21 protein-coding genes are annotated in these 23,222 nt (G+C 44.7%); 18 read left to right on the forward strand and 3 right to left on the reverse strand.

All coding sequences use genetic code 11. The features are described from left to right. From infB to H5300_RS15605, 8 genes are all read left to right on the forward strand, one after another. Positions 1–2,013 (forward strand): translation initiation factor IF-2 (gene infB / locus H5300_RS15570; RefSeq protein WP_182796366.1); only part of this gene is annotated, 2,013 nt, incomplete at its 5' end. A 134-nt stretch (positions 2,014–2,147) separates the two neighbouring features. Further along, the gene (gene rbfA / locus H5300_RS15575) at positions 2,148–2,561 is read left to right on the forward strand and encodes a 30S ribosome-binding factor RbfA (protein ID WP_004734495.1); all 414 of its coding nucleotides are present in this window, start codon (positions 2,148–2,150) and stop codon (positions 2,559–2,561) included. Continuing rightward, positions 2,561–3,514, forward strand: coding sequence for a tRNA pseudouridine(55) synthase TruB (gene truB / locus H5300_RS15580; protein WP_004734494.1), 954 nt, complete (start codon positions 2,561–2,563; stop codon positions 3,512–3,514). The genes rbfA and truB overlap by 1 nt, the downstream gene beginning before the upstream one ends. A gap of 218 nt (positions 3,515–3,732) precedes the next feature. Beyond that, positions 3,733–4,002, forward strand: a complete 270-nt coding sequence (gene rpsO / locus H5300_RS15585) for a 30S ribosomal protein S15 (RefSeq protein WP_004734493.1) — start codon at positions 3,733–3,735, stop codon at positions 4,000–4,002. 379 nt (positions 4,003–4,381) lie between these two features. Beyond that, entirely contained in the window at positions 4,382–6,502 is a 2,121-nt protein-coding gene (gene pnp, locus H5300_RS15590) for a polyribonucleotide nucleotidyltransferase (protein ID WP_009847538.1), read from the forward strand. A 124-nt stretch (positions 6,503–6,626) separates the two neighbouring features. Beyond that, on the forward strand, positions 6,627–7,550 hold the full coding sequence (gene nlpI, locus H5300_RS15595; protein WP_182796367.1) for a lipoprotein NlpI: 924 nt from the start codon (positions 6,627–6,629) through the stop codon (positions 7,548–7,550). A 175-nt stretch (positions 7,551–7,725) separates the two neighbouring features. Next, positions 7,726–8,133, forward strand: a complete 408-nt coding sequence (locus tag H5300_RS15600; RefSeq protein WP_017090142.1) for a MarR family winged helix-turn-helix transcriptional regulator — start codon at positions 7,726–7,728, stop codon at positions 8,131–8,133. A gap of 89 nt (positions 8,134–8,222) precedes the next feature. Then, positions 8,223–9,560, forward strand: a complete 1,338-nt coding sequence (locus H5300_RS15605; protein WP_017092486.1) for an MATE family efflux transporter — start codon at positions 8,223–8,225, stop codon at positions 9,558–9,560. Positions 9,561–9,646: 86 nt separating this feature from the next. Here H5300_RS15605 and H5300_RS15610 read toward each other — a convergent pair whose 3' ends face one another. The 3 genes from H5300_RS15610 to H5300_RS15620 all read right to left on the reverse strand — a co-directional run bounded on the left by H5300_RS15610 (position 9,647) and on the right by H5300_RS15620 (position 13,775). Next, the gene (locus H5300_RS15610) at positions 9,647–10,525 is read right to left on the reverse strand and encodes a U32 family peptidase (protein ID WP_004734488.1); all 879 of its coding nucleotides are present in this window, start codon (positions 10,523–10,525) and stop codon (positions 9,647–9,649) included. 18 nt (positions 10,526–10,543) lie between these two features. Further along, positions 10,544–11,557: a peptidase U32 family protein gene (locus tag H5300_RS15615; RefSeq protein ID WP_004734487.1), complete on the reverse strand. Its 1,014-nt coding sequence runs from the start codon at positions 11,555–11,557 to the stop codon at positions 10,544–10,546. A gap of 178 nt (positions 11,558–11,735) precedes the next feature. Beyond that, a complete protein-coding gene (locus tag H5300_RS15620) occupies positions 11,736–13,775 on the reverse strand; it encodes a bifunctional diguanylate cyclase/phosphodiesterase (protein ID WP_017084241.1) in 2,040 nt (679 codons plus the stop codon). Positions 13,776–13,991: 216 nt separating this feature from the next. Here H5300_RS15620 and H5300_RS15625 point away from each other — a divergent pair, with 216 nt between their 5' ends. The 10 genes from H5300_RS15625 to deoA all read left to right on the forward strand — a co-directional run bounded on the left by H5300_RS15625 (position 13,992) and on the right by deoA (position 23,208). Beyond that, a complete protein-coding gene (locus tag H5300_RS15625) occupies positions 13,992–14,561 on the forward strand; it encodes an SCP2 domain-containing protein (RefSeq protein ID WP_182796368.1) in 570 nt (189 codons plus the stop codon). Beyond that, complete coding sequence (locus H5300_RS15630) at positions 14,545–15,048, forward strand: GNAT family N-acetyltransferase (RefSeq protein ID WP_182796369.1); 504 nt, start codon at positions 14,545–14,547, stop codon at positions 15,046–15,048. Before H5300_RS15625 ends, H5300_RS15630 begins: the two co-directional genes overlap by 17 nt. A 154-nt stretch (positions 15,049–15,202) precedes the next feature. Further along, the gene (locus H5300_RS15635; protein ID WP_029222295.1) at positions 15,203–15,601 is read left to right on the forward strand and encodes a DNA polymerase III subunit psi; all 399 of its coding nucleotides are present in this window, start codon (positions 15,203–15,205) and stop codon (positions 15,599–15,601) included. Continuing rightward, entirely contained in the window at positions 15,594–16,049 is a 456-nt protein-coding gene (rimI, locus tag H5300_RS15640; protein WP_029222735.1) for a ribosomal protein S18-alanine N-acetyltransferase, read from the forward strand. The genes H5300_RS15635 and rimI overlap by 8 nt, the downstream gene beginning before the upstream one ends. A 173-nt stretch (positions 16,050–16,222) precedes the next feature. Further along, positions 16,223–17,803, forward strand: coding sequence for a peptide chain release factor 3 (gene prfC, locus H5300_RS15645; RefSeq protein WP_004734481.1), 1,581 nt, complete (start codon positions 16,223–16,225; stop codon positions 17,801–17,803). Positions 17,804–17,908: 105 nt separating this feature from the next. Continuing rightward, complete coding sequence (locus H5300_RS15650) at positions 17,909–18,064, forward strand: DUF5363 family protein (protein WP_181258069.1); 156 nt, start codon at positions 17,909–17,911, stop codon at positions 18,062–18,064. Then, positions 18,045–18,857, forward strand: a complete 813-nt coding sequence (locus H5300_RS15655; protein ID WP_182796370.1) for a TatD family hydrolase — start codon at positions 18,045–18,047, stop codon at positions 18,855–18,857. The genes H5300_RS15650 and H5300_RS15655 overlap by 20 nt, the downstream gene beginning before the upstream one ends. A 204-nt stretch (positions 18,858–19,061) precedes the next feature. Then, positions 19,062–20,324 (forward strand): NupC/NupG family nucleoside CNT transporter, encoded by a 1,263-nt coding sequence (locus tag H5300_RS15660; RefSeq protein WP_004734478.1) that lies wholly within the window; start codon positions 19,062–19,064, stop codon positions 20,322–20,324. A 523-nt stretch (positions 20,325–20,847) separates the two neighbouring features. Further along, a complete protein-coding gene (gene deoC, locus H5300_RS15665; RefSeq protein ID WP_017080007.1) occupies positions 20,848–21,624 on the forward strand; it encodes a deoxyribose-phosphate aldolase in 777 nt (258 codons plus the stop codon). A gap of 255 nt (positions 21,625–21,879) precedes the next feature. Then, the gene (gene deoA, locus H5300_RS15670; protein ID WP_026012373.1) at positions 21,880–23,208 is read left to right on the forward strand and encodes a thymidine phosphorylase; all 1,329 of its coding nucleotides are present in this window, start codon (positions 21,880–21,882) and stop codon (positions 23,206–23,208) included. Positions 23,209–23,222 lie beyond the last annotated feature (14 nt).

The following is a 23,222-nucleotide window of genomic DNA, read 5'->3' on the forward strand; positions in this document are numbered from 1 at the left end:
GAAGAAGAGAAGAAGAAGAAAGAGCAAGAGAAATCTGCGGATTACCATGTGACTACTTCTACTTATGCTCGTGAAGCAGAAGATGCGGCTGATAAAAAAGATGAGAAAGCTCCTCGTCGTCGCAAGAAGAAACCTGCTCCAGCAGCTCAACCTGGCAACAACCGTGGTGGTCGTAACCAACGTGGTCGTGGCGGTAAAGGTAAGCTTGCTAAACCAACTTCAATGCAGCAAGGCTTCGATAAGTCAGCAACTGTTGCTAAATCTGATGTTGCTATTGGCGAAACTATCGTTGTTTCTGAACTGGCTAGCAAAATGTCAGTTAAAGCAACTGAAGTTATCAAAGTAATGATGAAGATGGGCGCTATGGCGACTATCAACCAAGTGATCGACCAAGAAACAGCACAACTTGTTGCTGAAGAAATGGGTCACAAGGTTATCCTACGTAAAGAAAACGAACTAGAAGAAGCAGTGCTAGCTGACCGTGATAGCGATGCTGTCGCAGAAGGTCGTGCTCCTGTTGTTACTATCATGGGTCACGTTGACCACGGTAAAACTTCTACACTTGATTACATTCGTAAAGCACACGTTGCGTCTGGCGAAGCTGGCGGTATCACACAGCACATTGGTGCTTACCACGTAGATACTGACAACGGCATGATCACGTTCCTTGATACTCCTGGACACGCGGCGTTTACCGCTATGCGTGCTCGTGGTGCTCAAGCGACAGATATCGTTGTACTTGTTGTTGCCGCTGATGATGGCGTAATGCCACAAACAATCGAAGCAATCCAGCACGCGAAAGCGGCAGGCGTTCCTCTGATTGTTGCTGTGAACAAGATCGACAAAGAGGGTGCAAACCCAGACAACGTTAAGAATGAGCTAGCTCAATACGACGTTATCCCTGAAGAGTGGGGCGGTGAGAACATCTTCGTTCACATCTCTGCAAAACAGGGTACAAACATCGATGGTCTTCTAGAAGCTATCCTTCTTCAGTCTGAAGTTCTTGAGCTTACAGCGGTTAAAGAAGGCATGGCATCTGGTGTTGTTGTTGAATCTCGTCTTGATAAAGGTCGCGGTCCAGTTGCAACAGTACTAGTACAGTCTGGTACTCTTAACAAAGGCGATATCGTTCTTTGTGGTCAAGAGTACGGCCGTGTTCGTGCAATGCGCGATGAAAACGGTAAAGACATCGAAACTGCAGGTCCATCTATCCCTGTAGAAATTCTAGGTCTTTCTGGCGTTCCTGCTTCAGGTGATGAAGCAACGGTTGTACGTGATGAGCGTAAAGCGCGTGAAGTTGCGAACTACCGTCAAGGTAAATTCCGTGATGTTAAACTAGCTCGCCAACAAAAAGCGAAACTAGAGAACATGTTCGCGAACATGACGGCTGGTGAAGTTGCTGAACTTAACGTTGTACTTAAAGCTGACGTTCAAGGTTCTGTAGAAGCAATTGCTGACTCTCTACTGAAACTGTCAACTGACGAAGTTAAAGTTAACATCGTAGGTTCTGGTGTTGGTGGTATTACGGAAACTGATGCAACTCTTGCAGCTGCTTCTAACGCTATCATCCTTGGTTTCAACGTTCGTGCTGACGCAACTGCGCGTGGTACTGTTCAGAATGAAAACCTAGATCTACGTTACTACTCAATCATTTACCAACTGATCGACGAAGTGAAACAGGCGATGGGCGGTATGCTTGCTCCTGAATTCCGTCAAGAGATCATTGGTCTTGCTCAAGTTCGTGACGTATTTAAGTCGCCTAAACTTGGTGCAATCGCTGGTTGTATCGTTACTGAAGGTACGATTAAGCGTAGCAGCCCAATCCGCGTACTTCGCGAAAACGTTGTTATCTACGAAGGTGAACTAGAGTCACTTCGTCGCTTTAAAGATGACGTTCAAGAAGTTAAAAATGGTTACGAGTGTGGTATCGGCGTTAAGAACTACAACGACGTTCGCGTTGGTGACCAGATCGAAGTATTCGAAATTGTTGAAGTTAAACGTACTCTAGACTAATCAGTCAGTACGACTCGACATATTGACTAAGGTTACTAACATTACCTGTAAAGGTACTAAGTAATCGGTTGTTGAATACACCATGGGGGGCTGGTAATTACCAAGCCCCCCATCTTTCTAAGTGAGAAAAGAAAATGTCAAAAGAATTTAGCCGCACACAACGTGTGTCTCAGCAGCTTCAAAAAGAGCTCGCACTTATCCTCCAACGTGAAGTTCGTGACTCACGCATTGGTATGGTAACTATTTCAGATGTAGAAGTGTCTCGTGACCTTGCATACGCAAAAGTGTTCGTGACTTTCCTATGTATCGGTGAGCAAACACCTGAATCATGTCTTGCTGCTCTTAAAGAGCATGAAGTGCCAGTTCGTATGGCTCTTGGCAAGCGTATTCGTCACCGTCTAACACCTGAAGTTCGTTTTACTTACGACAACACATTGGTAGAAGGCATGCGTATGTCTAACCTAGTAAGTGAAGTACTGAACGATGACAAGCGTAAGCAAGAAGAATCTGGCCGCACTGACGAAACTCAGTCTAAGGATGAAGAGTAATGGCTCGCCGTCGTAAAGGTCGCCCTATAAATGGGGTAATTCTGTTAGATAAGCCAACAGGCATTTCATCTAATGATGCACTGCAAAAAGTAAAGCGTATTTACTTTGCAGAGAAGGCAGGGCACACCGGTGCTCTGGATCCTCTTGCGACTGGCATGCTGCCAATTTGTCTTGGTGAAGCAACGAAGTTCTCTCAGTTTCTTCTAGATTCTGATAAGCGCTACGTTGTTGTCGCGAAGCTTGGTGAGCGTACCAACACCTCAGATTCTGATGGTGAAGTGGTTGAAACGCGTGAAATCAACGTGACTCAAGAGCAACTTGAACGCTGCATTGCAAGCTTCAAAGGTGAAACCGACCAGATTCCATCAATGTTCTCAGCATTGAAGTATCAAGGTAAGCCTTTGTATGAATATGCACGTGCAGGTATCGAAGTGCCTCGTGAGTCTCGCAAGATCACTGTGTATTCTATTGAGCTACTTCGCTTTGAAGGTGATGAAGTTGAGATGGAAGTGCATTGTTCTAAAGGTACTTACATCCGCACAATTACCGACGATCTTGGTGAAATGCTAGGTTGTGGTGCTCACGTGACAATGCTTCGTCGTACTGGTGTTGCAAAGTACCCGTATGAACGCATGGTTACCTTGGAACAGCTGAACGAAATTCTAGAGCAAGCACAAGCGCAAGAAATTGCTCCTAAAGAGTTGCTTGATCCATTGTTAATGCCAATGGACACCGCTGTAGAAGACTTACCTGAAGTTAACTTGAATGCGGAACTGACTGATCTTGTTCAGCACGGTATGCCCGTTCAAGTCGCAGGCGCTCCTGCTGAAGGTACCGTTCGTATGACAAGCGGTGAAGAGAAGCTGTTTGTTGGCGTTGCTCAAATTGCTGAAGATGGCCGAGTTGCACCTAAGCGTTTGGTTGTTTTCAGAGATGAAGAGCCACAAGCGTAACGCTGAAACCTAATTAGGTATTGGCGCTTAGCCTGGAAAAGCGAATCAATAATACAGAAAGCGAGCCCTTAATTTTAATGGTTCGCTTTTTTCGTTTTTCATGAGTTCGATTGTTATTGCACCAACTCGTAAACTTCCCTATAATCCTCGGCTCGCGTAGCGGCTGAATCAGAGATTGGCTGCTACAAATATAAACTTACTCTTATCAGGAGAGATTTATGTCTCTGAATGCAGAAACTAAAGCAGCAATCGTTGCAGAATACGCACAATCTGAAGGCGACACAGGTTCACCAGAAGTACAAGTAGCACTACTTACTGCTTCTATCAACCACCTACAAGGTCACTTCAAAGCGCACAAACACGATCACCACAGCCGTCGTGGTCTATTACGTATGGTTTCTAGCCGTCGTAAGCTTCTTGATTACTTGAAAGGCAAAAACCTTACTCGTTACCAAGATCTAATCAAGCGTCTAGGCCTACGTCGCTAATAGCGATGTCTGCAAAGACAGTTTGAAGAAAAGGAGCATTTATGCTCCTTTTTTGGTGCCTGTAAGAAAATGTTTGGCCGGATGCACAGAATATCATCTGGCTTTTTCTGATAGGAAATATCTCTCCTAATAAAAATAGTTTATACTACGCCCGCCTATGCGTTTTCAACGCTGGGCAATCAACCTCTCAAGACGTTACAGTCACAGATGTCGGCCAATAGGTCGCGACTATTCAAAGGCGGATTTGGTCTTAATTCGGCGTATGAACTCATACAAAGAAGCATCATTCCCAAGTCTCTTTTCACTAGTCGCGATTGGTAATATCTTGAGTCAATCTTCACTTAATCTAAAGTCATGACTTTAGAGCTAAGGATATACAATGTTTGAAAAACCAGTTGTAAAATCGTTCCAGTACGGTAACCACACCGTTACTCTAGAAACGGGCGTAATGGCACGTCAAGCTACTGCTGCTGTAATGGCGACTATGGACGATACATCAGTATTCGTTTCTGTTGTTGCTAAGAAAGAAGCTGTTGCAGGCCAAGATTTCTTCCCTCTAACAGTTAACTACCAAGAGCGTACATACGCTGCGGGTAAAATCCCTGGTGGTTTCTTCAAGCGTGAAGGTCGTCCTTCTGAAGGCGAAACGCTAACAGCTCGTCTGATTGACCGTCCAATTCGTCCACTTTTCCCAAGTGCGTTTAAAAACGAAGTTCAAGTTATCGCTACGGTTGTTTCTATCAACCCTGACGTAAACCCAGACATGATCACTATGATCGCAACGTCTGCTGCGCTTGCTATCTCTGGTGCACCATTCAATGGTCCTATCGGTGCTGCACGTGTTGGTCACATCGACGGCGAACTTGTTCTTAACCCATCAAATACTGAGCTTGAAAACTCTAAACTAGACCTAGTTGTGTCTGGTACAGAAGGCGCAGTACTAATGGTTGAATCTGAAGCAGATAACCTATCTGAAGAAGAAATGCTTTCAGCTGTTGTTTACGGTCACGACCAACAACAAGTTGTAATCAAAGCGATCAACGAATTTGCAGCTGAAGTTGCAACTCCATCTTGGAACTGGGAAGCGCCAGCAGTTAACACTGAGCTTAAAGCTAAAGTTGCTGAGCAAGCTGAAACTCGTCTATCTGACGCGTACCAGATCACTGAGAAAATGGCTCGTTACGAGCAAGTTGGCGCAATCAAGAACGACACTGTTGAAGCTCTAATTGCACAAGACGAAAACCTAGATGAGCGCGAAATCCGTGGCATGCTTGGTTCTCTTGAGAAAAACGTAGTACGTAGCCGCATCATTGCTGGCAACCCACGTATCGATGGCCGTGAAAAAGACATGGTTCGTGCGCTAGACGTACGTACTGGTGTTCTTCCACGTACACACGGTTCTTCTCTATTCACTCGTGGTGAAACTCAAGCACTTGTTACTGCAACGCTTGGTACACAACGTGATGCACAAATCATCGACAGCCTAATGGGTGAGAAGAAAGATAACTTCCTTCTACACTACAACTTCCCTCCATACTGTGTAGGTGAGACTGGTTTCGTTGGTTCTCCTAAGCGTCGTGAAATTGGTCACGGTAAGCTTGCTAAACGTGGTATCCAAGCAGTAATGCCTTCTGTTGACGAATTCCCATACACAGTTCGTGTTGTATCGGAAATCACAGAATCTAACGGTTCTTCTTCAATGGCTTCTGTATGTGGTACATCTCTAGCACTTATGGATGCTGGTGTGCCAATCAAAGCTTCTGTTGCGGGTATCGCAATGGGTCTTGTTAAAGAAGGCGACGATTTCGTTGTTCTTTCTGACATCCTTGGCGACGAAGATCACCTAGGTGACATGGACTTTAAAGTAGCAGGTACTAATGCTGGTATCACTGCACTTCAAATGGACATCAAGATCGAAGGTATCACTAAAGAGATCATGCAAATTGCACTTAACCAAGCGCAAGGTGCACGTAAGCACATCCTTTCTGTAATGGATGAAGCTATCTCTGGTGCTCGCGAAGATATCTCTGAATTCGCTCCACGTATCCACACAATGAAAATCAGCTCTGATAAGATCAAAGATGTTATCGGTAAAGGCGGCGCAGTTATCCGTGCTCTTTGTGAAGAAACGGGTACTACAATCGAAATCGAAGACGATGGCACAATCAAGATTGCTGCTACTGAAGGCGCAGCTGCTAAAGAAGCTATCCGCCGTATCGAAGAGATCACTGCTGAAGTTGAAGTTGGCCGCATTTACCAAGGTAAAGTTGCTCGTCTAGCTGACTTCGGTGCATTCGTTACTATCCTTCCGGGTAAAGATGGTCTAGTACACATCTCTCAAATCGCTGACAAGCGTGTTGAGAAAGTGTCTGACTACCTAACTGAAGGTCAAGAAGTTCCTGTTAAGGTTCTTGAAATTGACCGTCAAGGCCGTGTACGTCTAAGCATGAAAGAAGCAGTTGAAACGCCAGCTGAAGGCGAAGCACCTGCTGCTGAGTAATTCTCAGCCTATTAATGGGACTATCGCTTTTTAGTGATTTCTAACCCATTGGTAAAAAAGCATGTTATAAAGGGGAGCATATCGCTCCCCTTTTTTATTGCGGTCATAACAGGAGTAATTATTTGTGAAATGGTTTCAAACCGCGAGTATGTGTTTACTGCTTGTACTAACTGGTTGTGCGACAACATCAGATAACACCTCACGTTGGGTTTATCCACCAATGGCTGTGCCGCTTCAACCAAGTGTTCAGCAAGAAGTGCAAATAGCGCGCCTTAGTCAGTTATTACAGCGCCCAGACTTGAACGATGAAGTTCGATCTAAAATGTTGTTCGAGCGTGGTAATTATTACGACAGCGTTGGCCTGCGCGATTTAGCGCGTCTTGATTTCAATCAGTCTCTTTCATTGAACCCCGCTCAACCTGATATCTTCAACCTTTTGGGTGTTTACTTTACGCAAGTAGGGGAGTTTGATGCCGCTTATGAATCTTTTGATTCTACGTTAGAGCTGGATCCTGCAAACTCATATGCAGAACGAAATCGCTCTATCGCACTCTACTATGGCGAGCGCTATGACTTAGCCAATGAAGAGATGATGAAGCACTACGCCGATGATCCTAGCGATCCGTTCCGCGCTCTGTGGCTTTACATCATTCAGCATGAACTCACGCCAGAACAAGCAAAGCTTGATCTTCAAAATCGTTACGAGAGCCGTGACGAACAGTGGGGCTGGGTATTAGTTGCGATCATGCTTGACGATATTACCGAAGAGCAGGCTTTCAAAGCTATCCTTACGGGGACTCGTGACAATACGCTCCTAGCTCAACGCCTGACTGAAACGTACTTCTACCTTGCTAAGCGTCACCACATGAATGGTGATTACGCGAATGCGATCTCTTTGTACAAGTTAGCGGTTTCTTTTAACGTGTATGAATACGTAGAACACCGCTACTCTTTCTTAGAGTTAAGCCGTATCTTCACTACGCTTAAAGCCGAGCATTTAGCGCAAGTTAAATTGGCTGAGGCCGAAGAAGAAGCTAACGCTAAGTAAGCGATACATTTTGATTCCGAAAAGCCGCTGCCTGTCAGCGGTTTTTTTATGCTCCTTTTTTATGCTCCTTTTTATAAACAAGGGGGGGGGGGCTCGTTTTTGATTGCATTTTATTTAAACAAGACTAAAATAGTTAGCCTTGCTAACTAAATGTAAATTCTGTGGTTGGAAATCTATGCTGGACCAAAATCTAGAAAAAATTGAACGCTTTGCTTCTAAGATATGGCGAACTCAAGTTAATGAAGATCCTATCTGCCAGTTGAGCTTCAATGAGTACGATTATTTGAAGGTCATTCAAGCATCGTTAGAGCCGATTCGACTAACAGACCTCGCTATTGAGATGCAGGTGACAAAACCTTCTGCGACGACTATGGTTCAAAGGCTAGAAAGAAAAGGTCTAGTTGAGCGCAAAGCGTCTCTTGAAGATGCGAGATCAAAGCTGGTGATTTTGACCCAAAAGGCTGAAGTCGGTTTGGAAGAAGAAAGTAAAATCTATCAGGTCATGGCACAGGTACTGGAAAGTCGCTTGTCTGAGCAAGAATCTCACCAGCTGAACCTATTATTAAACAAGGCTTTGAAATAAATAATTTAGATATTTAGTTAGTCTTGTTAACTAGTTTTACGAGTCATATCCCATTGATATGCGACTCACTGAAGAAAGTAGAGTAAGAAATGAGTAACTCAATTAGTCGTCAATTCTGGCGATACACAATTCCTACGGTAGCGGCCATGTTAGTTAATGGCCTTTACCAAGTGGTGGATGGTATTTTCATTGGCCGTTATGTGGGGGCCGATGGACTTGCGGGCATTAACGTCGCGTGGCCTGTTATTGGGTCGATCCTCGGTATTGGTATGCTAGTGGGCGTGGGGACGGGTGCGCTTGTCTCGATTCGCCAAGGAGAAAAAGACACCAAAGGCGCTAAGCAGATCTTAGCAACCGGTCTAACATTGTTGTTGGCGATAACCCCCATTGTTTCTGGATTGTTGTTTCTGTTTGCCGATAACTTCTTGCTTTGGCAGGGGGCTGAAGGGCGAGTGTACGAACTAGGCCTGCAATACTTACATATTCTGATTGGCGCTAGTGTCTTCACTTTAGGCTCTATCGCGATGCCGTTTTTACTGCGTAACGATGACAGTCCTAACTTGGCCACCATACTGATGATTGTCGGTGCGGTGATTAACATTGTATTGGATTACCTATTTATCGCGCAGCTTGGTTGGGAGTTGAAGGGTGCAGCATTGGCAACCGCAATTGCTCAGTTTGTGGTAACGGGTTTGGGGTTGGCTTACTTTTTCTCACGTCGAGCAAACTTACGCTTACGTTGGAATGAACTGAGACTGAAGTTATCGGTGATTCCTGAAATCTTCGCCATTGGTACTTCGAGCTTCTTTATGTACGCTTATGGTTCGATGATGGTGGCGCTGCACAATGCCTTGTTCTCTCAATATGGCGACCAGCTGATGATTGGTGCTTACGCTATTTTGGGCTACATAGTGACGGTTTATTATCTCACAGCGGAAGGTATCGCCAACGGCATGCAGCCATTAGTGAGTTACAACCATGGTGCGCGTAATCAAGCCAATATTCGTAAGTTACTTAAGATTGCGATGGTGAGTTCAGTACTGATCGGTGTCGCGTTTGTATTGCTGCTGAACGCATTCCCACGTGAATTCGTTTCTGTGTTTAGTTCGGATGAACCTCAGCTAGTTGAGTACACAGTGTTGGGTATCCGACTGCACATGTTTGCACTGGCGCTTGATGGCTTCTTGGTGGTAGCGGGTGCTTACTATCAGGCGGTGAACAAAGGCAGTAAGGCGATGTTTGTGACGATAGGCAATATGCTTATCCAATTACCGTTCTTGTACATCATGCCTAAATTGTACGGTGTGCCGGGGATCTGGATTGCCTATCCACTGTCTAACATCGCGCTAAGCGTAGTGGTTATGATTATGCTCTATAAAGACGTAAAGAAGCTTGACGATGCGCCGCTAGAAACAGTGACAGCATAGGTCGCTTTTCTTGAGCTAAATAAAAAAAGGTCTAGCGAATGCTAGACCTTTTTTGTATCTGTTGCTGGCTAGTTCAATTCGAAGAACTAGATGTTCTTAACGTCTAAACCCGCAAGCTGATGCCAATAACCGTTGCATTGGCGGCTTTCAATGGTCTTTGGGTTTTGACCTTGTTCGTTCGCTCTGAAGTTATTGATTTCAGAGAAGGTATCGATGCCCAATGGGCTTAAGCGAACCACATCAACCAAGTCATGCATACTCGGTAGATCATTGACTAGGTTGTAGCAGTAACCGGATTGAGTTTGAATACCGTTAAGGTTAAAGACTGACTGGCCTTCTTGGCTATCGACCTGTAGGCCGGTAGGGTATTTGATGCAGCAGGTTTCGCAATCGTCTTTGGCTTTGTTTTCTGCGCGAGCGGTAAAGCATCGTGCTGAGTAAGCAAGCGGTAGGTAGCCGTGGCTAAATACTTCTACTTCGAACTTATTACGGATATTAAGCTCTTCGCACTGTGTCATTACGTTGCTTAGCCATTCGCGAGAAAGCTCAACAGGCATACACCAACGCGTCATACCTTGTTTTAAGAATAGGTTCAGAGTACGTGCGTTGTAGGTGTTAACAGCTGGGCCAACCACAAAAGGCACTTTGCTTTCGCTTGCTAATTGAATCGCAGACACGTCGTTGGCTTCAATCGCAAAGTCACCGTTATCAATGTACTTCTTCATGATGTTGACTTCGCTTGGTGCTTCTAGCAATGCCATGGTGGAAAGTACGACTTGCTTACCTGAAGCCGACAGCTCTTTGGCAATATCCATCCAGTGTTTTGCTTTCATCTCACGACGCTTTGAACACACGGCTTCACCTAGGTAGATGATATCAGCAGAGCTTGATTTCGCTTGTTCATAGAAGCTTTCAACGTCTTGTTTTGGCCAAAAATAAAGAAGAGGGCCTAATGCGTATTTCATTGAGTTCTCCATTTGGCTCTATTGCCATTTACGGTGATAAGCGCCAAGCGTGGTTTGTGTACCTTCAGATACATTCGCCAGTGTCGCATTCCAAGCTTGTTCCACTTGGTATTGTTCTGGGTTCGCTAAGTAGCGGTCGATAGCTGCGCGCCAAGTACGAGTCACTTGCTCGACATAAGCCGGGCTACGTTGGCGACCTTCAATTTTCACTGAGGCAACGTTGGCAGCAAATAGCTCAGGCAGCATAGACAGTGTGTTGAGGCTGGTTGGCTCTTCAAGTGCGTGATAGCGTTTACGCTCACCATCGATTTCTGCTTCAAAGCGGCCTTTACACAGCGTTGGGTAGCCCGCGTTTTCGCCAGCTACGTACTTGTCGATAAGAATCTCATTCAAGCGTGACTCTAGACCTGTTTCTGTTTCTTGCCAGCGAACGTATTTTGCTGGAGAACAAGCACCAACGGTATTGGGTGATTCGCCGGTCATATATGAAGAGAGGTAACAACGACCTTCCGCCATGATGCACAAGCTACCAAAAGCGAATACTTCAAGGTCAACGTCAGAGGTGATGTTACGAGAAAGCTGTTTGACCTGATGAATCGACAATACGCGAGGCAATACCACACGCTTTACATTGAAGTTCTTGTGGTAGAAGTCGATTGCAGCCGCATTGGTCGCAGAAGCTTGAACCGATAGATGCAATTCTAGTTCTGGATATTTGTTTGCTGCGTACTCAAGCACTGCGATATCAGCAATGATCAGCGCATCAACACCTAGTGCTGCGGCGTTATCTACGGCATTTGTCCAGCGTTCGAAGCCATTTGGGTGAGCAAAAGTATTTAAGGCAACGTGAATTTTCTTGTTGCGGTCATGCACATACTGCACAGCACGATCGAGCTTTTTACCCGCAAAGTTAAGGCCTGCAAAGTGTCGGGCATTGGTATCGTCTTTGAATCCGATATAGACAGCATCCGCACCGCAATCAATAGCGGTTTTCAAAGCAGGTAAGTTACCCGCTGGGCATAAGAGTTCCATTTGCTCACTACCAGTAGAATGAAATTGAAGCGAGTATTTTATGAAGAATTATGAATGACGGAATTGATGTAAGGCAGGTTTAGATGGATAAATCTGCTTTTACTCCGTTTGGGGTACTGACTAGTAAGGCTTTTGTGCTTTGGTTTGGCTTTTGACAGGGTGATAGTTGAATCGTGTACTAGTTCTTATGGCGACGATTTTGGGCAAACAGCTCTTCGACGTCTTGTTTCGGTTGTGGGCGATAGAAGTGGAAGCCTTGAATTGAACTGCAGTTGAGGTTAGAAAGCAGGGTCGCTTGTTCACTGGTTTCGACGCCTTCTGCCACTACAGTTAAATCGAGAGATTTACCTAGGTTGATGATGTTTTCAATCACAGTGATTTGCTTTGGTAGCGTATCGATATCAGAAATGAAAGCCCGGTCAATCTTAAGCTCATCAATTGGGAAGCGAGCCAAATAAGACAGAGAAGAGTAGCCCGTACCAAAATCATCGATAGATAAAGCAAAGCCGAGTTTCTTTATAGCGTTAAGCATTTGAAGTGTGTGTTCACTATCACTCATCACCGCGCTTTCTGTCAGCTCAAATGTAATAGCACTAGGATCAAGCTCTGTTGAACGGAGTAGCTTTTCAACGTAATCAATTAGTTTTGGATTGCCAAACTGCTCTGGAGACAAGTTGATCGCCACTCTACCTGGCAAGATACCTTGCATCTTCCAGCGCTTAACCGTGGCAAATACTTCACGCATCACTACTCGGCCAAGTTGTTCAATAAGGCCAGCTCGTTCCGCAACTGGGATAAATGCGGCAGGGCTGATGTAGCCTTCTACTGGGTGCTTCCAGCGCACTAACGCTTCTGCACCGTTGATGGTGAAGTCACGCGCATTGACCTTAGGTTGATACCAAACCTCAAGTCCATTCTGTTGCAGTGCTTTTTGCAGCTCTATCTCCAACCACAATCGCATACGCGCTTCTTTGTTCATCTGTTCGTTGAACTTGATCAGGCGGTTACGTCCACGATCTTTCGCTTCATACATTGCGGTGTCTGCATTTTGCAGCAAGATACGTGCGTCTGTGCCATCTTGAGGAAAGCTCACGCTGCCAATCGAGCAGGCTAAGCGCTTACTAAAGTGGTGAAGATCGAAGGGTTGATTGATCAGGGAAATGATCTTTTCAGCGAGCATTTCAGGCGTTCGCTGATGTTCAGGTTCTGGCAGGATAATACCAAACTCATCCCCGCCTAAATGACCAATAACGGCCTGACGAGGCAGTAAACGTTTTAGGCGTGAAGCGACCTCTTTAATCACTTTATCGCCAATGTGATGACCGAGTGAATCATTGATATTCTTAAAGTTATCAATATCTAAGTAGAGCATCACAACTGGCGTATCGTTTTGAATGAACTGCTCAAGACGTTTGGTGAACCCAACTCGGTTGTAGAGCTTGGTCAGTGCATCGATGTAGGCATCTTCACTGTTTGCAGGCGTATACTGCTTTGTGGTCTCTTGTGCATCTTGGATAAGCACCAATTGAGTGTTACTTCCAAGAATAGTGGTGGAGTCGATGTTGAGTTGAACCTTACGTTCAAAGCCACATCGGGCACCCGTTAAGCAAACCAAACCAGACTCAGAAATAATAGAACTGAGGTTATTATTGAAGACTGTTTTGGTTTGTTCATCGATGAATAATCGTCCCAACTCTTCGCCAATTAACTCGGTGGTGGAGTTAAAGCCGAGCAAGCGTGCTGCTGCTGGGTTTGATGACAAGATGTAGTCACTTTCAACTAACAGTAATCCGTCAGGGAGTAGGTGAGATAGCTTGTGGAATTTCGCTTCGGATTCTTCTAAAGAACGGGCAAGTACTTGGTTTTCTGATGTGTCGAAGGCATGAAAGACAATGTAGTCGGTTTTGTTGCCATTCGTCAGCGGAGATAGGCTGAAATGAAGGCTGGTATCGAGGTCAGTTTCGTTGAGCGTGACTTCAGCCTCAATCGTTTCACCATTGAATGCACGCTCATAGTAAGGCTTAAGGTGTTGGTAGAATTGCTCACCTAATGTTTGGCGGTCATTCATGCCAGCAAGCTCGGTTTTACTCAAACCAGCAATATCGCAGTAACGCTCATTAACCATAAAATAGTTATGTTGGGCGTCAAGTACCGCAAAAAAGAACGGACTGTTTGCTGTTAGCTGGGTAAACCAATGTTGTAGTTGCTGGGGAGGCATCAAAGTACTACCAATTCTCCAAGAGCTTGAATATTCACTATCGATAAATATTTATTACTTTTTGTGTGGCTATCGATATTTACCTGTGAGTGCAGCGATCCGCTGTAATTCTCATGACCTGAGTTACTATAACTGTGATTTTCAGGATATTAAAGGTCGAGTATCAAACCGAAGTTAATTTGATACAGAACAGTAACTGAGATTTCAACATCATCTATGATGCATTCCATATTATTGACAAAGTTACGGATAAGTCACGTGATAAACAAGATTCGCACTCAACTAGTTCAAAATGCCGCATCAATTTTGCGATCTCCAGTCCAGTTATTGCCTAAAACAGTACAAAAAAGAGCCTTATTGGAGGCGCTTAAGAATGTCTTTAAGGAAGCTTTAGAGGACGGTGACTTTGAATTCTTAGAAGACAAGTGGCTTAAAGTCTCAATAAAAGATATGGGGTTAAGTTGGTGTATTAGCTATCAAAATGAGCAACTAGTTGTAGCTGATAACGAGGTTGTTGAAGATGTAAGCTTTAGCGGAAACCTTAACGATCTTGTGTTGATTGCCGGGCGTAAAGAAGACCCAGATACGCTTTTCTTTCAACGTAGACTGTCTATTGAGGGCGATACAGAGCTTGGTTTAGAAGTCAAAAACTTGATGGATAGCGTAGATTTAGACGTATTGCCGATTCCTATGAAAACTTTGTTAAATCAATTAGCTGATTTTGTGCAGAAGGGAGTACAATCCCCAGATACACAAAGTGAGGTAATGAATGCTTATTCGAACTGAAGCACCGGCAGATATACTTGTCATTGATCGTTTATTGAAATCTGTTTTTGAAACAGATGCAGAAGCTAATTTGGTTATGAGCTTGCGTGAGAATAGCCATTTAACGCTATCGCTGGTGGCTTGTTCTGATGAGGGCGAGGTGGTTGGTCACCTGATGTTTAGCCCTATCACTCTCTATGGTGACGATCATAACTGGCAGGGACTTGCGCCTCTCGCAGTGAAAGAAGAGTACCGCAATCAAGGTATTGCCAAATCACTGGTTGAAGACGCATTTTCTACATTGGTAGATTTCGGTTACCCAGCCTGTGTTGTGCTTGGTGATCCTGCTTACTACGGCCGCTTTGGTTTTAAGGCTGCGAGCGAGTTTGGCCTGAGTTGTGTTTGGGATGTACCTGAAGGTGCTTTCCAAGCGATTGAGTTGGTAGAGGGGGTGTTTGCTGGGCATTCTGGTGAGATTGCTTACAGCCCAGAGTTCAACGACTTATAAGCTGATTTACCACGTAATCCGATACAAACTGATTTAGTCTAAATAAAGGAGCTTGATGCTCTTTTATTTTTTGTTAGTATCAGCCCCAATGAGCTCCTTTTCAGTTCGCTCTAAGAAGAGCAATACCAACAAACCTAAGGTTACACCGCTAGATATGTCACAAACACACGCACAATACCTGCAAGAGATGGGCATCAGCCAATGGGAGCTTAGTCACCCAGAGCGTTTGGTTGGCTACGAATCTGAATTGATTCCACTATCGAGCGACTGTAAGTTGCTACTGGTTTCGCCTGAAAAACCTCAGGAAGATCTCGCTGTGATGTTTGAACGCGTACTTAAAAGTATCAAGCTCGACTTATCTCAGGCTTTACACCTTCAACCACAACACTTGTCTGCTGTGGATTTAGGTTCGGTTGAATGGGTATGGTTTGCTGGTTGCGAATCTGCCCATGAACTGAAGGCAAAAACACTTCAATCTCCATTACTGTCTGACATTAACGGTAATAACCAACATCGCCGCGACTTATGGCAACAAATTTGTGCTTATGACTAATCAACTTTTACCAACTTCAGAACAACACCTAGACGCAATTTGGCAAATTGAGCAGACCGCGCATTCGCATCCTTGGTCTGAAAATATGATCCGTGATCTTAATAGTCGTGGAGGCAGCCACCGAGTTTTAGAAGTCGATGGAAAGGTTGTCGGCTATTTCTATGCTCAGAACATTGTCGGTGAGGTTACTTTGCTGACGATAGCGGTTGACCCTAAGCAGCAAGGTAAAGGTTACGGCAAGGCTTTGGTTGAGCACTTTCTCGATATGTGTGAACAAGCTGACGCGGAAAGTGCTTGGCTGGAAGTTCGCGAAAGTAATGTGAATGCGTTCAATCTTTACGAGAAGGCTGGCTTTAATGAAGTCGATCGTCGTCGTAACTATTACCCAACCAAGCAAGGCAACGAAGATGCGATCATTATGAGCTATCTTTTTATGTCGTTTAGTTAGGGCGTGTTACGTCTTTTAGCCGACTAAATAACTAACCACACAATTAGCCACAAAATAGGGTGTAAACTGACCCTTTAGAAAGTGACTCGCTTTCTGTATAATCCGCACACAGAATTCAAGGGCAAGTATTATCTACTTGCCCTTTTTACGCTTTAGATCAGCAAAGGGCGACTATGTCTTTCCAACAAGAAGTGAGCAAACGTAGAACGTTTGCAATTATCTCTCACCCGGATGCGGGTAAAACCACGATTACTGAAAAAGTTCTTTTATTCGGAAACGCAATTCAAAAAGCGGGTACCGTAAAAGGTCGTGGCTCTAACCAGCACGCTAAATCTGACTGGATGGAGATGGAAAAAGAACGTGGTATTTCGGTAACCACGTCGGTAATGCAATTCCCATACAATGATTGCCTAGTAAACCTACTCGATACTCCAGGACACGAAGATTTCTCGGAAGATACGTACCGTACACTAACAGCGGTTGACTCTTGTTTGATGGTTATCGATGCTGCGAAAGGTGTCGAGGATCGTACTCGTAAACTGATGGAAGTAACGCGCCTACGTGATACTCCAATCGTAACGTTTATGAACAAACTTGACCGTGACGTTCGTGACCCAATGGAAGTGCTTGATGAAGTGGAAAGCGAGCTAGGTATGGCTTGTGCTCCAATCTCATGGCCAATCGGTTGTGGTAAAGAGTTTAAAGGTGTTTATCACATTCATCGTGATGAAACGATCTTGTACGAATCTGGCCACGGCCATGAGATCCAAGAAGTTCGCATCATTAAAGGTTTAGATAACCCTGAACTAGACGAAGCTGTTGGCGAAGATCTGGCGAGCAGTGTTCGTGAAGAGCTTGAATTGGTTATTGGCGCATGTCCTGAGTTTGATCTCGATTTGTTCCTTGCTGGTGAACTAACGCCTGTTTACTTTGGTACGGCATTGGGTAACTTTGGTGTTGACCACATGCTAGATGGTTTGACTAAGTGGGCTCCGGGTCCTCAAACTCGTCAAGCTAACGAGCGTGATGTTGAAGCGACAGAAGAGAAGTTCTCTGGCTTCGTCTTTAAGATCCAAGCAAACATGGATCCAAAACACCGTGACCGTATCGCATTCATGCGTATCGTTTCGGGTACTTACAACCAAGGTATGAAGATGAATCATGTTCGTACTGGCAAGAACGTAAGTATTTCGGATGCGGTAACTTTCATGGCGGGCGACCGTGCGCGAGCTGAAAAAGCGTATGCTGGTGACATCATTGGCTTGCATAACCATGGCACAATCCAGATTGGTGATACCTTTACTCAGGGCGAAAGCTTGAAGTTCGCTGGTATTCCAAACTTTGCGCCTGAGCTATTCCGTCGTATTCGTCTACGCGATCCACTAAAGCAGAAGCAACTTCTAAAAGGTTTGGTTCAGCTTTCTGAAGAGGGCGCAGTACAAGTATTCCGTCCTATGCAGAACAACGATTTGATCGTTGGTGCGGTTGGTGTACTTCAGTTTGACGTAGTTGTAGCGCGCTTGAAAGCGGAATACAACGTAGAAGCTATCTACGAAGGTGTTAACGTTGCAACAGCTCGCTGGGTTGAATGTGATGACGTGAAGAAACTAGAAGAGTTCAAACGTAAGAACCAAGCTAACCTAGCGTTAGATGGTGGTGATAACCTGTCTTACATCGCACCTACAATGGTGAACTTGAACCTAGCTTCTGAACGTTTCCCTGACGTTCAGTTCCGAGCGACGCGCGAGCACTAATTTCTCCGCGCTCTATTCGAGTTAAACAAAAACGTCTATTGTTCTGCAATAGGCGTTTTTTAATGCGTTTTATTTAAGGTTTAGAGGCTGAGGTTAGAGGCAATTATGTTCAGTTGGATAAAAACTTGGGTTAAGAAATACGATAAGTGGTGTGAAGAGCTTGGTTTAACGCCTGAGAACAAGCGCAGTTGTGTTGCTTATCGTCGTGATCCCCAAGGGAAACAAACAGAGAGTAGGGAAGATGACACAGCAAATAAGTGACTTTCCGCTGTTTGATACTCATTGCCATGCGGATTTTGAGGCGTTTGAGCAAGGTTTTACACCGGATCAAAGTATTGATAGCTATCTTAAAGAAGCGAAACAAGCTCAAGTCGAGAAGATTCTTATTCCTTCTATTGGCCAAAGTAACTGGTCGAAGCTCGATAAAATCGCCAAATCTTACCCTAATGTTTACTACGCCTTAGGTTTCCACCCTTACTTTTTAGAGCAAGCCAATGACGAGCAATTCTCAGAGCTTCGCCAATTACTCTCATCAAGAACCGGTCAATGCGTTGCGATAGGAGAGTGTGGTCTCGACTTTTTTGTCGATGTCGAGCGGGAGAAACAAGAACGCTTTTTCATCCAACAAATGGAGCTAGCGAAGGCATTTGAGCTGCCTTTGATCATCCATGAGAGGAAGTCTTATAACCGACTCATTGAATTATTAAAGCAGCACAAGTTCACTTTTGGCGGGGTGATTCACGGTTTTTCAGGGAGTGAACAGCAAGCTTTGGCGTGGATCAAGCTCGGTTTCTATATTGGTGTCGGTGGAACGATTACTTACCCAAGAGCACAAAAAACACGCACAACCATCGCAAAACTGCCTCTTGAATGCTTGGTATTGGAAACGGATGCTCCGGACATGCCCATGTATGGAAACCAAGGAAATGTTAATCATTCCAAATATTTAGTTACGATTTTAAATGAACTATTTTTGCTTAGAAAAGAGCCAAAGCAATCGGTTGCAGCGCAAACTTGGCAAAATAGCCATCGCGCATTCGGTATATGTGAATAAAATCGAAGGTTTTTGTTTATCGTTTGCGTAAATTGCACTGAGCTTGTGATTTGGTTCACATTTGCGTGTGAATGGTACATGAATCTTGTACGAAAGTGTGAGGACGGCATTACTTTATTAGTGGTCGCATGAGTATAATTGCCTCCGCTTTATAGCCCCATTTTGTAACACGCCAATAAATAACTAATAAGGAAGTCATAAACTATGAGCCTGTTTATGAGCCTCGTCGGAATGGTTGCACTGATTGCAATCGCAGTACTACTATCCGACAACCGCAAAGCAATTAATATCAGAACAGTGGGTGGCGCTTTCGCTATCCAATTCGCACTTGGTGCATTCGTACTTTACATCCCTTGGGGTCGTGATCTACTTGCAGGTTTCTCTGCTGGTGTAGCAAACGTGATCGACTACGGTAAAGATGGTACTGGCTTCCTATTTGGTAGCCTTGTTAACTTCTCAGTTGACGGTATCGGTTTCATCTTTGCATTCCAAGTTCTACCAACACTAATCTTCTTCTCTGCTCTTATCTCTGTACTTTACTACATTGGTGCGATGCAAGTTGTAATCAAGGTTCTTGGTGGTGGTCTTCAGAAAGCTCTAGGTACTTCTCGCGCCGAGTCAATGTCTGCAGCAGCAAACATTTTCGTTGGTCAAACAGAAGCACCTCTAGTAGTTCGTCCATTTGTTCCTAAAATGACTAACTCTGAACTATTCGCAGTAATGTGTGGTGGTTTAGCATCTGTTGCTGGTGGTGTACTAGCGGGTTACGCATCTATGGGTGTACCTCTAGAGTACCTAGTAGCAGCGTCATTCATGGCAGCACCTGGTGGTCTACTATTCGCTAAAATCATCAAGCCTGAAACTGATGAAGTTGACGAGAACCTAGGTTCAGACATCGACGGTGGCGACGACAAGCCTGCTAACGTTATCGATGCAGCTGCTGGCGGTGCGTCAGTTGGTCTACAACTAGCACTTAACGTTGGTGCAATGCTACTAGCATTCATCGGTCTAATCGCTCTTATCAACGGTATCCTAGGTGGCATCGGTGGTTGGTTCGGTATGGAAAACCTAACTCTAGAACTTCTTCTAGGTTGGATCTTCGCACCGTTAGCATTCATCATTGGTGTTCCATGGGAAGAAGCAACTATTGCTGGTTCTTTCATTGGTCAGAAGACAGTTGTTAACGAATTCGTTGCATACCTAAACTTCGTACCATACATCGGTGACAACGCTCAAATCGTTGAAGCGACTGGTCAAGTAATGTCTGTTAAGACTCAAGCAATTATCTCGTTCGCTCTATGTGGTTTCGCAAACCTTTCTTCAATTGCGATTCTTCTAGGTGGTCTAGGTGGTATTGCTCCAAACCGTCGTCACGACATCGCACGTATGGGTGTTAAAGCGGTTGTAGCTGGTACTCTATCTAACCTGATGGCAGCAACAATTGCTGGCTTCTTCCTGTCTTTCTAATCAGTTAGAAATCGATATATAGACGCCATAATAATATCGCCCCGTAGCAAGAAATTGCTGCGGGGCTTTTTTGTTTTTGGGCCTAGTGATTTTGAGCATTAGCATGAGTGAATGCTTGGAGTCGAAAATGGGTCTAGAATGTTTTTTTGAGATACAAACCGTTTGCGTTCTAAGGAGCACTACAATTTATTGATGGATACCTATAATGTATAAGCTTAAGGGACAGGATGTCTCTTGTTGGCAAGAAAGTAACTGCTTGGATTTATCTAAAGGTTATTCTTCTGGGATTAAGCCAAACTTAGCGATACGCTATAGATGTTAGACACAACATGACTGATTTGTTGTGCCATAGACCAAACTGGTACTGTGCGGTGACAAGGATTGCAATTGATAGCGAAAGTTATCAAGTCTTCAGGGAACCAAGTCCGTTCATTTGTGACTACTGAGCATTACTAAAATATCCATCTATACTGGATGGGTGGCGAAGTAGTTAACTATTTGAATATATTGATCGGAGATAGAAATGAGCGATTTAAAAGCAGCAGCTCTACGTGCACTTAAACTTATGGACCTAACGACGCTAAATGATGACGATACTACTGAAAAAGTAGTGGCGCTTTGTCATGACGCGAAGACTGCAGTTGGTAACACCGCTGCAATCTGTATTTACCCTCGCTTCATCCCAGCCGCTAAGAAGGCGTTGCGTGAGCAAGGTACTCCAGAAGTACGCATCGCGACTGTAACTAACTTCCCTCATGGTAATGACGACATCGAAATTGCTGTTGCAGAAACGAAAGCAGCGGTAGCGTACGGCGCAGACGAAGTTGACGTAGTATTCCCATACCGTGCTCTTATTGCTGGCAACGAAGAAGTTGGCTTTGAGCTAGTTAAGCAATGTAAAGCCGCTTGTGGTGACATCACGCTTAAAGTGATCATCGAAACTGGTGAGCTAAAAGAAGAAGCACTGATCAAGAAAGCTTCTCAGATCTGTATCGAAGCAGGTGCAGACTTCATCAAAACTTCAACAGGTAAAGTGCCAGTAAACGCGACTCCTGAATTCGCGCGCATGATGCTTGAAGTTATTCGTGACATGGGCGTGGCTAAAACTGTTGGTTTCAAACCAGCTGGTGGCGTACGTACAGCTGAAGATGCTCAAGCTTACCTAGCAATGGCTGATGAGCTACTAGGCGCTGAATGGGCAGACAACATGCACTACCGTTTTGGTGCTTCAAGCCTACTAACTAACCTTCTTAATACATTAGAAGTGACAGACGAGACTGCTGATCCAGCAGCATACTAATTTACTCGTCATATTTGACGCCGCAGCGTTGTTGACTGCGTAAGTTCACCGGTTCACCGGCCGTCCTAATCACATAGAGCCTCTATGTTCATAGGAATGAACTTCGATTTTCTTTCAAGAGAATAGTCGCTTAGCTGCAACGTCAAATATTTAGAGTATTGATAACAATTAAGTCTGTTTGATGGAGTGACGTTAAGTCACTCCATATTACCTCTTTCCCTACACACCATACTCACTAGAGTTTGGGAGGCACTAATGTATCTACCTCAAGAAATTATTCGCAGAAAACGTGATAACGAAGTTCTGACCACAGAAGAAATTAACTTTTTCATCCAAGGTGTCGCTAAAAACACGGTTTCTGAAGGCCAAATTGCCGCATTCGCAATGGCTATCTTTTTTAATGAAATGACGATGCCAGAACGTATCGCACTAACATGTGCAATGCGTGATTCAGGCATGGTGATTGACTGGAGCCACATGAACTTTGATGGCCCAATCGTTGATAAACACTCTACTGGTGGTGTTGGCGACGTAACTTCTTTGATGCTTGGCCCTATGGTGGCAGCATGTGGCGGTTTCGTTCCAATGATCTCTGGTCGTGGTTTAGGCCACACTGGCGGTACGCTAGACAAGCTAGAATCTATCCCTGGTTACAACATTACACCAACTAACGATGTGTTTGGTGCCGTAACCAAAGAAGCTGGCGTGGCGATCATCGGCCAAACGGGCGACCTAGCACCGGCTGACAAGCGTGTTTACGCGACTCGTGATATCACAGCAACAGTAGATAACATCTCGCTAATCACCGCTTCAATCCTATCTAAGAAACTGGCTGCTGGCCTTGATTCTCTAGTGATGGACGTAAAAGTCGGTTCAGGCGCATTCATGCCAACGTATGAAGCCTCTGAAGAACTAGCAAAATCTATCGTTGCAGTAGCAAACGGTGCAGGCACTAAAACAACAGCAATCCTAACGGACATGAACCAAGTTCTGGCTTCTTCAGCGGGTAACGCAGTTGAAGTCCGTGAAGCGGTTCAATTCCTAACTGGTGAATACCGTAACCCACGTTTGTTGGAAATCACGCTAGCATCGTGTGCGGAAATGTTGGTGCTGGGTAACCTAGCAAAAGATTCAGATGAAGCGCGTGAAAAACTGATGGCAGTACTGGATAACGGTAAAGCAGCAGAGTGCTTCGGTAAGATGGTAGCGGGCCTTGGTGGTCCAGTAGATTTCGTAACGAACTACGATAACTACCTAGAAAAAGCAGAAATTGTTAAACCAGTGTACGCACTCGAAAGCGGTGTAGTATCTGCGATGGATACGCGTGCAATTGGTATGGCTGTCGTTGGTATGGGCGGTGGTCGCCGCGTAGCAACAGACAGCATTGATTACGCAGTCGGTTTTGATAGCTTCATTCGCCTTGGCGAAGTAGCAAGCGACGATAAACCATTAGCAATGATTCATGCTCGCAATGAACAACAGTGGCAAGAAGCTGCGACGGCATTACAAAATGCAATCACTGTGGGCGGAGAATATACAGCAACGCCAGATGTTTACCGTCAGATTCGTTCTGAAGACGTGTAAATAACAGATATCGG

Source organism: Vibrio sp. SG41-7 (assembly GCF_014164465.1).
Classification (GTDB): Bacteria; Pseudomonadota; Gammaproteobacteria; order Enterobacterales; family Vibrionaceae; genus Vibrio; species Vibrio splendidus.

What these genes read in the sequence shown, in the direction of transcription:
- rbfA (WP_004734495.1), top strand. Translation starts at nt 2,148, where the DNA reads ATGTCAAAAGAATTTAGCCGCACACAACGTGTGTCTCAGCAGCTTCAA.
- truB (WP_004734494.1), top strand. Translation starts at nt 2,561, where the DNA reads ATGGCTCGCCGTCGTAAAGGTCGCCCTATAAATGGGGTAATTCTGTTA.
- rpsO (WP_004734493.1), top strand. Translation starts at nt 3,733, where the DNA reads ATGTCTCTGAATGCAGAAACTAAAGCAGCAATCGTTGCAGAATACGCA.
- pnp (WP_009847538.1), top strand. Translation starts at nt 4,382, where the DNA reads ATGTTTGAAAAACCAGTTGTAAAATCGTTCCAGTACGGTAACCACACC.
- H5300_RS15600 (WP_017090142.1), top strand. Translation starts at nt 7,726, where the DNA reads ATGCTGGACCAAAATCTAGAAAAAATTGAACGCTTTGCTTCTAAGATA.
- H5300_RS15605 (WP_017092486.1), top strand. Translation starts at nt 8,223, where the DNA reads ATGAGTAACTCAATTAGTCGTCAATTCTGGCGATACACAATTCCTACG.
- H5300_RS15610 (WP_004734488.1), bottom strand. Translation starts at nt 10,525, where the DNA reads ATGAAATACGCATTAGGCCCTCTTCTTTATTTTTGGCCAAAACAAGAC.
- H5300_RS15615 (WP_004734487.1), bottom strand. Translation starts at nt 11,557, where the DNA reads ATGGAACTCTTATGCCCAGCGGGTAACTTACCTGCTTTGAAAACCGCT.
- H5300_RS15620 (WP_017084241.1), bottom strand. Translation starts at nt 13,775, where the DNA reads ATGCCTCCCCAGCAACTACAACATTGGTTTACCCAGCTAACAGCAAAC.
- H5300_RS15625 (WP_182796368.1), top strand. Translation starts at nt 13,992, where the DNA reads ATGATGCATTCCATATTATTGACAAAGTTACGGATAAGTCACGTGATA.
- H5300_RS15630 (WP_182796369.1), top strand. Translation starts at nt 14,545, where the DNA reads ATGCTTATTCGAACTGAAGCACCGGCAGATATACTTGTCATTGATCGT.
- H5300_RS15635 (WP_029222295.1), top strand. Translation starts at nt 15,203, where the DNA reads ATGTCACAAACACACGCACAATACCTGCAAGAGATGGGCATCAGCCAA.
- rimI (WP_029222735.1), top strand. Translation starts at nt 15,594, where the DNA reads ATGACTAATCAACTTTTACCAACTTCAGAACAACACCTAGACGCAATT.
- prfC (WP_004734481.1), top strand. Translation starts at nt 16,223, where the DNA reads ATGTCTTTCCAACAAGAAGTGAGCAAACGTAGAACGTTTGCAATTATC.
- H5300_RS15650 (WP_181258069.1), top strand. Translation starts at nt 17,909, where the DNA reads ATGTTCAGTTGGATAAAAACTTGGGTTAAGAAATACGATAAGTGGTGT.
- H5300_RS15655 (WP_182796370.1), top strand. Translation starts at nt 18,045, where the DNA reads ATGACACAGCAAATAAGTGACTTTCCGCTGTTTGATACTCATTGCCAT.
- H5300_RS15660 (WP_004734478.1), top strand. Translation starts at nt 19,062, where the DNA reads ATGAGCCTGTTTATGAGCCTCGTCGGAATGGTTGCACTGATTGCAATC.
- deoC (WP_017080007.1), top strand. Translation starts at nt 20,848, where the DNA reads ATGAGCGATTTAAAAGCAGCAGCTCTACGTGCACTTAAACTTATGGAC.
- deoA (WP_026012373.1), top strand. Translation starts at nt 21,880, where the DNA reads ATGTATCTACCTCAAGAAATTATTCGCAGAAAACGTGATAACGAAGTT.